The sequence below is a fragment of the Peterkaempfera podocarpi genome, assembly GCF_042466665.1.
GTDB lineage: Bacteria > Actinomycetota > Actinomycetes > Streptomycetales > Streptomycetaceae > Peterkaempfera > Peterkaempfera podocarpi.
In genome coordinates, this window is record NZ_CP162102.1 from 5,059,101 (window position 1) to 5,072,670 (window position 13,570).

9 protein-coding genes and 1 pseudogene are annotated in these 13,570 nt (G+C 74.0%); 8 read left to right on the forward strand and 2 right to left on the reverse strand.

The annotated features are described in order from the left end of the window. Positions 1–157: 157 nt before the first annotated feature. From shbA to AB0761_RS22350, 3 genes are all read left to right on the forward strand, one after another. The gene (gene shbA / locus AB0761_RS22340; RefSeq protein ID WP_377270873.1) at positions 158–895 is read left to right on the forward strand and encodes an RNA polymerase sigma factor ShbA; all 738 of its coding nucleotides are present in this window, start codon (positions 158–160) and stop codon (positions 893–895) included. A gap of 483 nt (positions 896–1,378) precedes the next feature. After that, positions 1,379–2,881 (forward strand): IMP dehydrogenase, encoded by a 1,503-nt coding sequence (guaB, locus tag AB0761_RS22345; protein ID WP_377270875.1) that lies wholly within the window; start codon positions 1,379–1,381, stop codon positions 2,879–2,881. A 124-nt stretch (positions 2,882–3,005) separates the two neighbouring features. Then, on the forward strand, positions 3,006–4,133 hold the full coding sequence (locus AB0761_RS22350) for a GuaB3 family IMP dehydrogenase-related protein (RefSeq protein WP_377270876.1): 1,128 nt from the start codon (positions 3,006–3,008) through the stop codon (positions 4,131–4,133). Positions 4,134–4,218: 85 nt separating this feature from the next. Here AB0761_RS22350 and AB0761_RS22355 read toward each other — a convergent pair whose 3' ends face one another. Both AB0761_RS22355 and AB0761_RS22360 read right to left on the reverse strand, forming a co-directional pair. Next, entirely contained in the window at positions 4,219–4,803 is a 585-nt protein-coding gene (locus AB0761_RS22355) for a hypothetical protein (RefSeq protein WP_377270877.1), read from the reverse strand. Between the two features lie 260 nt (positions 4,804–5,063). Further along, positions 5,064–5,408, reverse strand: coding sequence for a Uma2 family endonuclease (locus AB0761_RS22360; protein ID WP_377270878.1), 345 nt, complete (start codon positions 5,406–5,408; stop codon positions 5,064–5,066). A gap of 584 nt (positions 5,409–5,992) precedes the next feature. Between AB0761_RS22360 and AB0761_RS22365 the strand changes: the two genes are divergently transcribed. The 5 genes and pseudogenes from AB0761_RS22365 (at position 5,993) to AB0761_RS22385 (ending at position 13,340) form a co-directional block, all read left to right on the forward strand. Next, entirely contained in the window at positions 5,993–8,293 is a 2,301-nt protein-coding gene (locus AB0761_RS22365) for a protein kinase (RefSeq protein ID WP_377270879.1), read from the forward strand. A gap of 86 nt (positions 8,294–8,379) precedes the next feature. Further along, positions 8,380–9,627 (forward strand): hypothetical protein, encoded by a 1,248-nt coding sequence (locus tag AB0761_RS22370; RefSeq protein WP_377270880.1) that lies wholly within the window; start codon positions 8,380–8,382, stop codon positions 9,625–9,627. Positions 9,628–10,030: 403 nt separating this feature from the next. Further along, positions 10,031–10,666: pseudogene (locus AB0761_RS22375) on the forward strand (serine/threonine-protein kinase); the annotation flags it as partial. A 349-nt stretch (positions 10,667–11,015) separates the two neighbouring features. Beyond that, positions 11,016–11,807, forward strand: coding sequence for a hypothetical protein (locus AB0761_RS22380; protein WP_377270881.1), 792 nt, complete (start codon positions 11,016–11,018; stop codon positions 11,805–11,807). A gap of 117 nt (positions 11,808–11,924) precedes the next feature. Next, positions 11,925–13,340, forward strand: coding sequence for a dihydrolipoyl dehydrogenase family protein (locus tag AB0761_RS22385; RefSeq protein ID WP_377270882.1), 1,416 nt, complete (start codon positions 11,925–11,927; stop codon positions 13,338–13,340). Positions 13,341–13,570: the final 230 nt, after the last annotated feature.

The window sequence follows — 13,570 nt, forward strand, 5'->3', positions numbered from 1 at the left end:
GAGGACGCACCATAGGAGTATGGAGCACCTCGGGGACCCGCCGCCGGACACCGCACCGCAGGCCGCGACCACGGAGCACGGGGCAGCACATAACGTTCCGGTGCACAAGTCCGGAGCCGGTGCCGCGTTTTCTCGAACGACCAGGCACCATGGACCGATGCGCGACGACGAGGTAGCCGCCCCCGGCGAGGCAGACTTCGGCGGCGCCACGCTCGGAGGAGCGGGTGCCGTGGAGACGCGTCAAGCCAGAGCCGCCGGTCGCCAAGGGGGCGTCGCGGTGCGGAGGGTGGCGGAGAGAGTGCCCGAGCCGACGGTGGTGGGCGACCTGGTCGGCCGCGCCGTCCAGGGTGACGGCCGTGCCACCGATGCGCTGCTCGCCCATGTCCACCCACTGGTGCTGCGGTACTGCCGGGCACGGCTGACCAGGCTGCCCGGCGGGGCACGGCACCATGTCGACGATGTGGCGCAGGACGTCTGCCTGGCCGTGCTCTGCGCGCTGCCGCGCTACCGGGACGAGGGCCGGCCCTTCGAGGCGTTCGTCTACGGCATCGCGGCCCACAAGATCGCGGATCTGCAGCGGGCCGCCATGCGCGGCCCCGCTTCCACCGCGGTGCCCGCCGATGTCCTGCCGGAGACCGCCGACGAGTCGCTGGGCCCCGAGGAGCGGGCGCTGCTCAGCAGCGACGCCGCCTGGGCGCGCGAGCTGCTGGCGTGCCTGCCGCCCCGGCAGCGGGAGTTGGTGCTGCTGCGGGTCGCGGCCGGACTCACCGCGGAGGAGACCGGCGAGGTCCTCGGGATGTCCGCGGGCGCCGTTCGGGTCGCCCAGCACCGCGCCCTCAGCAGGCTGCGGGCGCTCGCCGAGGGCGGCGACGGCGCCACCGGCCTCAGCGCCTGATTCATCAGCGCCCGGTTTCGCAACGCCACATCCGGCCACCGTGATCTCCCCTGCACCCCGGGTGCGGGGGAGCCGTGCGACGGCACTCCCACCCCGCCGTGCGAGCGGCGCCGCCCGGCCGGGCGGCAGCCGTGGCAAGGGTCACCGGGCGCTCGGCCGTCCGCGGCCGCCGGCGTGCGCGCCGTCCGGATCGGCGCATCTCCGACCCGCGCAACCGCCCGTTTCGCCCAGCGACCGGCCGCGCTGTGTCAAGGGGGCGGGACGGAAACACTTCGCATCCCAGTAACATGGAGTTCCGGTACCCGGGCGGAGCCTCGGCGTCCCCCGCAGTGTCTCGGTGTCCCCGAGCAGCCCCGTGCAGGTGCCGGTGCGAGCGGGCGGGCGGGCGGAGGCCGGACGACCTCCCTTCCTTCCGCCACATCCGAAGAGATCGCGTCCACCTCTGCACATCGGATCGGTCCGGCCCACCACGGGAAGGTATTCATGTCCTCCAACGCCGCCGGCGTACCCGAGAAGTTCGCCATGCTCGGGCTCACCTACGACGACGTCCTGCTGCTCCCTGGTGCCTCCGAGGTGCTGCCCAACCAGGTCAACACCTCCTCCCGGGTCAGCCGGAACGTCTCGGTCAACATCCCGCTGCTCTCCGCCGCCATGGACAAGGTCACCGAGGCGCGGATGGCCATCGCCATGGCCCGTCAGGGCGGCGTCGGCGTGCTGCACCGCAATCTCTCGGTCGAGGACCAGGTCAACCAGGTCGACCTGGTGAAGCGCTCCGAGTCGGGGATGGTCACCGACCCGATCACGGTCCGTCCGGACGCCACCCTGCTCGACGCCGACGCGCTCTGCGCCAAGTTCCGGATCAGCGGTGTCCCGGTCACGGACGCCGCAGGCAAGCTGCTCGGCATCGTCACCAACCGCGACATGGCCTTCGAGTCGGACCGCAGCCGCGAGGTCCGCGAGGTGATGACGCCGATGCCGCTGATCACCGGCAAGGTCGGCATCTCCGGCGAGGACGCCATCGGGCTGCTGCGCCGCCACAAGATCGAGAAGCTTCCGCTGGTCGACGACGAGGGCCGGCTCAAGGGCCTGATCACGGTCAAGGACTTCGTCAAGGCCGAGAAGTACCCCAACGCCGCCAAGGACGCCGAGGGCCGGCTGATCGTCGGTGCCGCGGTGGGTGTCGGCGACGCCGCGTACGACCGGGCGCTGGCCCTGGTCGAGGCCGGGGTGGACTTCCTGGTGATCGACAGCGCCCACGGCCACAGCCGCGGCATCCTGGACATGGTCGCCAAGGTCAAGGCCAACATCCGGGTCGATGTGGTGGCCGGCAACGTCGCCACCCGCGACGGCGCCCAGGCGCTGATCGACGCCGGTGCCGACGGCATCAAGGTCGGTGTGGGCCCCGGCTCCATCTGCACCACCCGCGTGGTCGCCGGTGTCGGTGTCCCGCAGGTCACCGCGATCTACGAGGCCGCCCAGGCGGCCATCGCGGCCGGCGTCCCGGTGATCGGCGACGGCGGCCTCCAGTACTCCGGTGACATTGCCAAGGCCATCGCGGCCGGCGCCGACACCGTGATGCTGGGCAGCCTGCTGGCCGGCTGCGAGGAGTCGCCGGGCGAGCTGCTGTTCATCAACGGCAAGCAGTTCAAGTCCTACCGGGGCATGGGCTCGCTGGGCGCCATGCAGGGGCGTGGCCAGGCCCGGTCCTTCTCCAAGGACCGCTACTTCCAGGACAACGTGCTCTCCGAGGACAAGCTCGTCCCCGAGGGCATCGAGGGCCAGGTGCCCTACCGCGGCCCGCTGGCCTCGGTCGTCCACCAGCTCATCGGCGGCCTGCGCTCCTCCATGGGATACGCGGGTTCCGCGGACATCCAGGAGCTCAAGGACAAGGGCCGGTTCGTCCGGATCACCGCGGCGGGGCTCAAGGAGAGCCACCCGCACGACATCCAGATGACCATCGAGGCGCCCAACTACCCCGGCCGCTGACCCGCTCCGGTCCGCCCGCCCGCCGCACCTCCTGCGGCGGGCGGGCGCCGTTCCGGGATACTGGTGTACGGCTGCGGGCGCAGAGCCCCGGCCGGTTCGGACGAAGACAGCGGAAGGGCTCGAAGTGACCGAGATCGAGATCGGGCGGGGCAAGCGCGGCCGACGGGCATACGCCTTCGACGACATCGCCGTCGTCCCGAGCCGGCGTACCCGCGACCCCAAGGAGGTCTCGATCGCCTGGCAGATCGATGCCTACCGTTTCGAACTGCCCTTCCTGGCCGCCCCCATGGACAGCGTGGTCTCCCCCGCGCAGGCGATCGCCATCGGCCGGCTCGGCGGTCTGGGCGTCCTCAACCTCGAAGGTCTGTGGACCCGTTACGAGGACCCCGAGCCGCTGCTCGCCGAGGTCGCCGCGCTGGCCGACGAGCACGCCGCCACCCGGCGCCTCCAGGAGATCTACGCCGAGCCGATCAAGCCGGAGCTGATCGGCCAGCGGATCAAGGAGGTGCGGGAGTCGGGTGTGGTCACCGCCGCCGCGCTCTCCCCGCAGCGCACCGCCGAGTTCTCCAAGGCGGTCGTGGACGCCGGCGTGGACGTCTTTGTGATCCGCGGCACCACGGTCTCGGCCGAGCATGTCTCCGGTGCGGCCGAGCCGCTCAACCTCAAGCAGTTCATCTATGAGCTCGATGTTCCGGTGATCGTCGGCGGCTGCGCCACCTACACGGCGGCGCTGCACCTGATGCGCACCGGTGCGGCCGGTGTGCTGGTCGGCTTCGGCGGCGGTGCCGCCCACACCACCCGGGCCGTGCTGGGCATCCAGGTGCCGATGGCCACCGCGGTCGCCGATGTCGCGGCGGCCCGCCGGGACTACATGGACGAGTCCGGCGGCCGGTATGTGCACGTCATCGCGGACGGCGGGGTCGGCTACAGCGGCGACCTGGCCAAGGCCGTGGCATGCGGCGCGGACGCGGTGATGATCGGTGCCGCGCTGGCCCGCGCCACCGACGCGCCCGGCCGGGGCCACCACTGGGGCATGGAGGCCGTCCACGACGAGCTGCCGCGCGGCAAGCGCGTCCACCTGGGCACCGTGGGCACCACGGAGGAGATCCTGCTGGGTCCCTCGCACACCCCCGACGGCACCATGAACCTCTTCGGTGCGCTGCGCCGGGCGATGGCCACCACCGGCTACTCGGAGCTCAAGGAGTTCCAGCGGGTGGAGGTCACCGTGGCCCCGCACGCCGGCCACCGCTGAGCAGACCGGCCGACGACGGCCGGCCGACGCGAGGGGCCGGGGACCGCGATCGCGGTCCCCGGCCCCTCGACCGTGTGGTCAGCGGTCAGCCCGCGGTGCGCTTGGCGAAGAGAAATCCCTCGAACCCGGCGATGCCGAAGAAGAGCACGTCCATGAAGCCCAGCTGGTCCTTCCAGACGTCGTAGATCACCCCGGTGTGGTCGGTGAGGATGGTGGTCACCGACACCCCGGTCTCGTGCTGCGCCAGCAGCGTGAGGCCGAACATCTGGCCCAGGAACACTCCGAGCAGGGCCAGCGGCACCCCGAGCACCGGCAGCGTCTGGCTCCGCCCGCCGACCTTGCCGAGCGCCGCGCCCACCAGGGCGCCCACGGCCAGGGCGGCATAGCTGAACTCACGGTTGGTGCCGCGGATGATCGCGCCGTACACCGCCGCGCCGATCAGCGCCGCCGCCACGCCGGCCAGGACGCCGAGGGCGGCGCGGGAGGCCGTCGGCGATGCCGCGGGGGCCGACGCCTGCAGATACGGCGACGGCGGCTGCGGCGCACCGAACTCGCCGGCCGGGGGCGGCAGGGGAGCACCGAACTCGCCGGCCGGGGGCGGCAGGGGTGCACCGAACTCGCCGGCCGGGGGCGGCAGGGGTGCACCGAACTCGCCGGCCGGGGGCGGCACCGGGGCCCCGGCTACCGGTGCCTGCGGCTGTGGCTGGGACGCCGGAGGGCCGAACGTTCCGGCAGGCGAAGGCGTGGTCTGGTCCACGGAGATCCCCCGAGGTGAGTGGAGTGGACACGTCGCGGCGGACAGCGCGCAGCGCAGCACGGCGAACGTGGGAATGGGCCGGAACGTTAGCAGTGTCGGACGTCTGTTCCCACTGCCTTTCGCGGACGAACCAGCCGCGGCCGGCCGCCGATGCCTGAGGCCCCACCCGTGCCTCAGGCCAGGGCGGCGGTCTCCAGCCGCAGGCCGAGCGGAGCCGGCAGATCGACGACACCGCTGAACGTGACCTGGATACGGCTGACGTCATGGTCACCCCAAGGCTGCGCGAACAGACGTGCCGTGCCGCCCTGTCGGTCGACCAGCAGATAGCGGGGGATGCCGGAGGCGGCGTAACCGCGGAGCTTCTTCACCCGGTCCGTCGCCGCATTGGGCGGCGAAGTCACCTCGCAGACAAGCTCCACACCGTCCGGCGGGAAGATCCATTCCTCCGTGAGAAGGGCCCTTTCGAGCAGCACCAACAGATCCGGGATGTAGCGCTCACCCGCGGCGGGCAGTTCCACGATGAGTCCTCCGTCACCACCGGACCTGTGGACGTGGCAGGGCGCAGCAGGTCCCGCAGGCGCATACAGATGTACTGATGGCGGCCGCCGGGGCTTGGAGACGCGCTGATTCCCCCGTCGATCACCTCGGCTCGGAAGCCGACAGGCACCTCGAGCTGCTCGTGCCGGGCCGGCAGATCCGCGTTGGGCGAATGCCCCGGCATCGACATCGCCATGGCGTCCTCCCTCGTCGCTGACGGGACAATTCCAGGCGTGGGGGCCGCGCTGCACCGTCCCTCGAACGAATGATCCCGTGGGTGTCCTGCCCCGGGCATCGGGTCCCGGGGCCGATCGGGAACCATCGGGGCCGTTCCGAGCGTCCTTGTGCGTGTGCGCGTGGGGGGCACACCGGTTCGGACGGTCGTGGCCCGGGGGCCGATTGCGGGGGCGACGGGAGCTCAGGGGATGATGGACCCTTGGGCTTCCGGGGGGCGTGAGCATCACGCCGGTACCGGTCCGCCCTCTCTCCGGTCCCCTGCCGCGCGGTCCTGCGGCCGGGGCCGACGCACCATCATGTCGACTGGCATACGTAGGGGATCGCATCCATGACCCAGGCCCAGGGCTCCACCGGCCGCCTCATCGCCGGCCGCTATCGGCTGGACTCGGTGCTCGGGCGTGGCGGCATGGGCACCGTCTGGCGCGCCGAGGACGAGATGCTGGGGCGCGTCGTCGCGGTGAAGGAGCTGCGCTTCCACGGCGGCGTCGACGACGAGGAGAAGCGCCGCCTGATCACCCGTACGCTGCGCGAGGCCAAGGCCACGGCAAGGATCAGACACACCGCCGCGGTCACCGTCTTCGATGTGGTGGACGAGGACGACCGGCCGTGGATCGTGATGGAGCTGGTCGAGTCCCGCTCCCTGTCGGACGTCATCAAGCAGGACGGTCCGCTGGAGCCCGTGCGCGCCGCCGAGATCGGCCTCGCCCTGCTGGGAGTGCTGCGCTCGGCGCACGGCCACGGCATCCTGCACCGCGACGTCAAGCCGTCCAATGTGCTGATCGGCGACGACGGCCGGGTGGTGCTCACCGACTTCGGCATCGCCAGCGTCGAGGGGGACCCCTCGGTCACCTCCACCGGCATGCTGGTCGGCGCCCCGTCCTACATCTCTCCCGAGCGCGCCCGCGGCCAGAAGCCCGGACCGCCCGCCGACCTGTGGTCGCTGGGCGCGACCCTGTACGCCATGGTCGAGGGCAAGCCCCCGTACGACCGGGGCTCGGCGATCTCCACCCTCACCGCGGTCATGATGGAGGACCTCAAGACCCCCGCGAACGCCGGGCCGCTGCGCCCGGTGATCGAGGGCCTGCTGCACAAGGACCCCGACGAGCGGCTGGACGAGTCCACGACCCGGTCGATGCTGCGGCGGATCGTCGCCGAGGCGACCCGGCGGTCGGAGGACACCACCCAGCAGGCCTCGGCCGCCCGGACGCAGGTACTGCCCGCGACCCCGGCCGAGGAGAAGCCGGCCGAGGAGAAGCCGGTCAAGAAGAAGCAGGCCGAGGAGAAGCCGGCTGCGGGCAAGCCGGCCGGGGACGCCGCCCGGTCGGTGCCCCGCCAGGGGGCCCAGCCGGAGAAGAGTGCCCAGGGTGCGAAGAGTGCCCCTGCCGGGAAGAGCGCCCCGGCCAAGGAGGCGACTCCCGCGAAGGAGGCCTCCCCGGCCGAGGACGGCGGCGAAGCCGCGGAGTCCGGGCGACGTGGTGCCGGGGTGCTGGGCGGCCTGCTCGGCACGGTGCGGGTGGGCAGCCGTACGGCGCCGCCGTCCGCGGACCCGGCCGAGCCCGCGGCAACCGCTGTACCCGCAGCGCCCGAGCCGGCCGCGACGTCCGAGCCGGCCGAAGCAGCCAGGCCTGCGCGGCCCGCGGCTGCCGCCGCACCTGCCGGGGCCGCAAAGCCGGCCGAGCCCACGGCCGCCCCCGCCCCCGCCCCCGCTCAGGAGGAGGCACCGGCCACCGCCGTGCTGCCCGCCGCAGTCGCAGCGGAGTCCGGGGCGCCCGGCGGCCCGGGTAGCGGTGTCGGTCGGCGGGTCCGGGAGTGGCGCGCGGCACCGCCCGCGGAGCGCACCCCGGCTCCCCGGACGCTGCTGGTCTACGGCCTGGTGCTGGTGCTGCTGGTGACCGCGGTGGTGCTGGGCGTACAGGCGATGTCGGACACCGGCGGCTCCTCCGGTGACCGGGCTTCGGGCGGCGCCGGGGGCAGCCACAGTCCGGCCCCCAAGGCGTCCACATCGGCGACCGGCGGAGCCCCCACACCCTCCTCGTCGGCGACCGGGCCCGCGGCCCCCGCCGGCGACGACCCCACCGGCGACGACAAGGGCGGCGGCGACAACGGAGACGGCAACGGCAACGGCGACCAGAGCGGGCCCGGGAGCGGGAGCAAGGACGGCGGGGCCAAGGGCGCCGTCCCCGACGGCTTCACCACCTACACCAACGACCGGGAAGGCCTCTCCGTCGTGGTACCCGAGGGCATGACGTACGCCAAGGACAAGGACGGCGGCGTCGAACTGCACTACAAGGACTGGGTGCTGATCCTGGACCACCGCCAGGACGCCACCGAGGACGTCCTGGCGGACTGGCGCGACCGCGCGAGCCAGGCCAGCGCCGGCTACCCCGAGTACCACCAGGTCGGCGGCATCCAGCAGTTGCGCTACCGCGGCTGGGACGCGGCGGACTGGACGTTCACCTTCAACAAGCCGGTCGCCCTCAAGCACGTGGTCAGCCGGGCGTTCATCATCGGCAAGGACACGGGCAAGGCATATCTGATCCAGTGGATGATGCCGCAGGACCAGTGGGACAGCGCCGAGGCCGCACAGGCACGTCGGCTGTCCTATGACAGCTTCAAGCCCCTGGGCTGAGCCCGGGGGATCGGTGCCGCGTCGCGGGGCAGGCGCAGCCGGTGACGCCGTCGGCGGCCCGTACGCTGGGCCGCGGAGGGAGGGCCATGCCACCGGTGCACGGACGGCTGCTGGCCGGGCGGTACCAGCTGATGGACCGCTCGGAGGACCTCGCTGCGCCCCGCCGCCTCGCGGCTGTGGACTCCGCCACCGGCCTGCGGGTCGTGCTGGAGGCGCTCCCGCTGCCCGAGGTGGTCAGCGCGGAGCTGCTGGACGAGGGCCCCGACACCGTCTACGGCCTGGCCGCCGAGGAGGCCGCGTCGCTTTCCGGGCCCGCCGCCCGCGCCGTCGGCCGGGCCACCCGGGCCGCCGCAGCGGTGCCCGTCCACCCCCGGCTGCTGCAGGACTACGAGGCGTTCCACCAGGACGGATACCTCTGGGTGGCCGGCGAGTACCTGCCCGGTGTGCCGCTGGCCCGGCTGCTGGAGCGCGGGCCGCTGCCGGTCCACCGGGCCGCGGAGATCGCCGGCGATCTGCTGGGCGCACTCCAGGTGGTCCATGCGGCCGGGCTGGTGCACGGCAACATCACCCCGGAGACGGTGCTGGTCTGCGAGGACGGGGCCGCGATGCTGGGTGGTCTGGGTACCGGGGCCGCCCAGGAGGCGCTGTGCGACGGCCTGGTCGGCGAACCGCCCGGGCTGGGGCTCACCCCCGGCGCCGACTGGACCCTGGCCCGGCAGCGCGCCCGGGACAGCCGTGCCGAGCTCGCCGGGCCGCGGGCGGAGCGCTGGGCGCCGGAGCAGGTCGGGCCGCCCGGGGACGACCGCGGCCCGCAGCAGCGGCGGCCGCTGCCCGGTGAGCCGGTGGGTCCGGCCGCGGACTGCTGGGCCCTCGGCGTCCTGCTCTTCCGTGTCCTCACCGGCCGCGCCCCGTTCCCCGAGGAGGGCATCGGCGTGCTCTTCGACGCGGTACGGGCCGGCCGACGGCCTTCGGCCGCCTCCTGCGGGGTACTGCGGCCGCTGGTGGAGGAGCTGCTGCACCCGGACCCGGCCGCCCGGCCCGCTCCGGCGCTGGTGCGGCAGCGGCTCTCCGAACTGCTGACCCGGGCACCGGAGCCGTACGACCCGGACACGGCCGGGGTCGCCGCGCTGCTGCCCGCGGTGCGGCCCGCGGGGACGGTGGAGCGCCATCGCCGCCGGGTCGGGCTGCCGCGGCCGCATCCCGACCATCCGCACGGCCCGCCCCGCCACGCCCGCCGGGGCCTGCGGCCGCGGACGCTGGGCCCGCTGCTGGTCGGCGGAGTCGTGCTGGTGCTGCTGCTGGTGCTGGTGGTGACGGCGCTGCTCGCCGGGTGAAGGCGCCGGGCGCGACCGGCACCCGGGCGAGTCACGACCGGGTCACACGCGCGGGGGCGGGATGTGCGGCGCCTGCGGGGGCGCCTAACCTGTCTCCTGTACATGTTCGAGTGGTGACCAGTGGCGCGTGCCGGGACCGGAACCCGGGGCGATGGACGACGGGGGTCGTCGTGCAGGCCGCACCACCTGCCGGTGCGGCGGCTGCAGACGAGGGGGAGCACGGATGGGGACGCAGGACGGATCCGGACCGGGCACGGCCGCGACTGCGGACGGTGCCGGCCCGGGCACGGGAGGGACGCCGTTCCAGGGCCCGAAGGACGGGCGGCTGCTGGCCGGCCGCTATCTGCTGGGCGAGCGGCTGGGCCGCGGCGGCATGGGCACGGTGTGGCGGGCCGAGGACCGGATGCTGGACCGCGAGGTCGCCGTCAAGGAGCTCAGCGTCAGTCACCTCCCCGAGGAGGACCTGCAGATCCTGCAGTCGAGGATGAAGCAGGAGGCCCGCGCCGCCGCCCGGATCAAGCACCCCGGTGTGATCACCATCCATGACGTCCTGGAGCAGGACGGCCGCCCGTGGATCGTGATGGAGCTGATCGACGGCCGCTCACTGGCCGACGTCATCTCGGAGGAGGGCACCCTGCTGCCCCGCGACGCCGCCGAGGTGGGCGCCCAGGTGCTGGCCGCATTGCACCGCGGCCACCAGGTCGGCGTGCTGCACCGCGACGTCAAGCCGGCCAATGTGCTGCTGGAGCGCGGCACCGGGAGGGTGGTGCTCACCGACTTCGGCATCGCCACCTTCGAGGGCTCCTCCGCCCTCACCAGGCCCGGTGACCTGGTGGGATCGCCGGACTATCTGGCCCCCGAGCGGGCACAGGGGCACCGCCCCGGCCCGGAGTCCGACCTGTGGGCGCTCGGCGCGACCCTGTACGCCGCGGTGGAGGGCGAGTCGCCGTTCCGCCGCAGCTCCCCGCTGTCCACCCTGGCCGCGGTGGTGGGGGACCAGCTGCCCGAGCCGCGCAACGCCGGGGCGCTGACCCCGGTGCTGCGGGCGCTGCTGGAGAAGGACCCGCACGCCCGGCCGAGCGCCGACGAGGCGCTGCGGATGCTGGAGAGCGTCGCAGCCGGCCACACCATGGGCATCACGCTGGGACCGCCGACGGTCCAGCGAACCCCCACCCAGGTGGTGCCGCTGGTGGACCGCAACGACGGGGCCGCAGCGGGCCACGCCGCCGTACCCGGTGCGCCGACCGCTGTGCAGCCCCCCGTCGGCGGTTCGGCGGGGCCGTCCGCCTGGCTACCCGGCGTCCGGCCACCCCGTGTCCGGCCACCCCGTGTCCGGCCACCCCGTGTCCGGCCACCCCGTGTCCGGCCACCCCGTGTCCGGCCACCCCGTGTCCGGCCACCCCGTGTCCGGCCACCCCGCGTCCGCGCACTCCGCGTCCGCGCACTCCGCGTCCGCGCACTCCGCGTCCGCGCGCTCCGCGGGCACTGTCCGCCGGGCCGGGCGCCGCCGTGGCACCGCGCTGCTGGTGGGTGCCGCACTGATCGCGGCGCTGCTGGGCGGCGGCGCCGCCTATGCGGCCCTGCGGCACCGCAGCAGCGGCACCCCGGGGGACGGCACCCACTCCTCGCAGGCAGGCTCGCCGCCCCGGACCCCGTCGTCCACGACCGCGTCCTCGCCGGCCTCCTCGCCGTCGGACAGCCAGTCGTCGGCGCCCGGCGACCCGGGCTCCGCCGCACCGGACGGCTACACCTGGATGAAAGACCCCGGCGGATTCCTCTTCCTGCTGCCCAGCGGCGCGCAGACCTGGGTCCGCACGGTGGACAGCGGCCAGATCGACTACAGCCCGGACGGCAAGAAGCACTATCTGCGCTTCTCGGTGACGTCCGGGCAGACCGAGAGCCCGCTGCAGCACGCCGAGACCATGGAGAAGACGGTCGGGCAGTCGGCGGGCTACCAGCAGCAGCAGTTGGTGGAGAACACCTTCAAGGGCCACGACGGCGCCGTCTGGGAGTTCACCTACGACGCGGTGACGGGCCCGCGCCATGTGATCGAGCAGCTCTACCGGGACGACCAGGGCACGGAGTACGCCATCTACCTGTCCTACCCGGAGGGGGACTGGCAGACGGGCCAGCAGCGGTTCACCGAGATCCGCAACAGCTTCACCCCGGCCGGCGGCTGACTTCCGCCGCCGTCCCCGGGACCGATCGGCGCCACGCGCGTACGGTGGAAGGAAGGCCGGGTGCGGGCCCGCCCGCTCCGGTTACCGCGTCGCCACGCGCTCCGGGAGGAGGCCGTCATGGCCGTCACGGACAGGCTGCCGCAGCAGCCCCAGCAGGTGGACGCAGTGGTTCTGGGCATGGGGCCGGGCGGTGAGGAGGTCGCAGGACGCCTGGCCGACGCCGGATGGGACGTGGTGGGCGTCGACGAGCGGCTGCTGGGTGGTGAGTGCCCCTACTGGGGCTGCATCCCGTCCAAGATCATGGTGCGGTCGGCCGACCTGGTCGCCGAGGGCCACCGGATCCCGGGCATGGCGGGCACCGCCATGGTGCGCCCCGACTGGCGGCCGGTGGCCCGCCGGGTGCGGGGCGCCACCGACGACTGGAACGACAAGGTCGCGGTGGACCGCTTTGTCTCCCGGGGCGGACGCTTCCTGCGCGGCCAGGGCCGGCTGACCGCCCCCGACGAGGTCACCGTGGAGACGGCGGACGGCACCGAGGCCGTGCTGCGCCCGCGCCGGGCCGTGGTCGTCGCGGTCGGCTCGGAACCGGCGGTGCCCCCGGTGCCGGGGCTCGCCGCGACCCCGTACTGGACCAACCGGGAGGTCATCGAGGCCGCCGATCTCCCGGAATCGCTGCTGGTGCTGGGCGGCGGGGCGGTCGGACTGGAACTGGGCCAGGCCATGCAGCGCATCGGCACAGCGGTGACGGTGGTGGAGGCGGCGCCCCGGCTGCTGGGCCAGGAGGAGCCGGAGGCCGACGAGCTGCTCCGCTGGATACTGACCGGCGACGGCCTGGAGGTCTACACCGGGAACGCGCCTGCCTCGGTCTCCTACGACGGAGGCCGTTTCGCCCTGGAGTGCGTACGGGGTGACCGGCTGACGGCGGAACGGCTGCTGGTGGCCGCCGGCCGGCGGGTGGACCTGGCGCGGTTCGGCGCCGGGGTGCTGGAGGTGGACGACACGGCGGACGCCCTGCCGGTGGACGCCCGGATGCGGGTGCGCACCCCGCTGGCGGGCGGCCCGGGGGTGTGGGCGGTGGGCGATGTGACGGGCCATGGGGCCTTCACGCATCTGGCGATCTACCAGGCCGATGTGGCGGTGCGGGCGATCCTCGGCGAGGGCGGCCCGCAGGCCGAGTACCACGCGGTGCCGCGGGTCACCTTCACCGACCCCGAGATCGGCGCGGTCGGTCTGACGGAGGCCCAGGCGCGGCAGCGCGGGTTGCAGGTACGGATCGGCCGCACCGATCTGTCCCGCAGCGTGCGCGGCTACATCCACGGCCCGGGCGGCGAGGGGTTCGTCAAGCTGGTGGCGGACGCCGGTTCCGGCGTGCTGGTGGGGGGCACGGTCGCCGCCCCCTGCGGTGGCGAGGTCCTGGGCGCACTCACCGTCGCCGTGCGGGCCAGGGTCCCGATCGCCGAGCTGTCCCGGACCATCTGGGCCTATCCGACCTTCCACCGTGCCCTCGGCGAGGCGCTGCGTGAGCTGGCCTGAGCCCTGTCCGGCCGTTCCCCTTCGGCGCGGCCGGTGGGACAGCGCCCGGCGCCGGGCCCCGCTCCGGTCCACGGCGGTCCCTGCGGCTGCTCCGTGCGGACGGCGCCCCCGGCATGGGCCCGCGGGCCGCGCAGGCCTTCCCGCGCCGCCGCTGCGGACCGTCCGTGCGCGCCCCGCGCGCCCGGGTGGTGCGCGAGCGGATCGCGGGTGAACGCGCCAGTGATTGCTGG

Bases quoted from the DNA above. Each gene is read 5' to 3' on its own strand.
- shbA (WP_377270873.1), top strand. From the start codon at position 158: ATGCGCGACGACGAGGTAGCCGCCCCCGGCGAGGCAGACTTCGGCGGC.
- AB0761_RS22365 (WP_377270879.1), top strand. From the start codon at position 5,993: ATGACCCAGGCCCAGGGCTCCACCGGCCGCCTCATCGCCGGCCGCTAT.
- AB0761_RS22370 (WP_377270880.1), top strand. From the start codon at position 8,380: ATGCCACCGGTGCACGGACGGCTGCTGGCCGGGCGGTACCAGCTGATG.
- guaB (WP_377270875.1), top strand. From the start codon at position 1,379: ATGTCCTCCAACGCCGCCGGCGTACCCGAGAAGTTCGCCATGCTCGGG.
- AB0761_RS22385 (WP_377270882.1), top strand. From the start codon at position 11,925: ATGGCCGTCACGGACAGGCTGCCGCAGCAGCCCCAGCAGGTGGACGCA.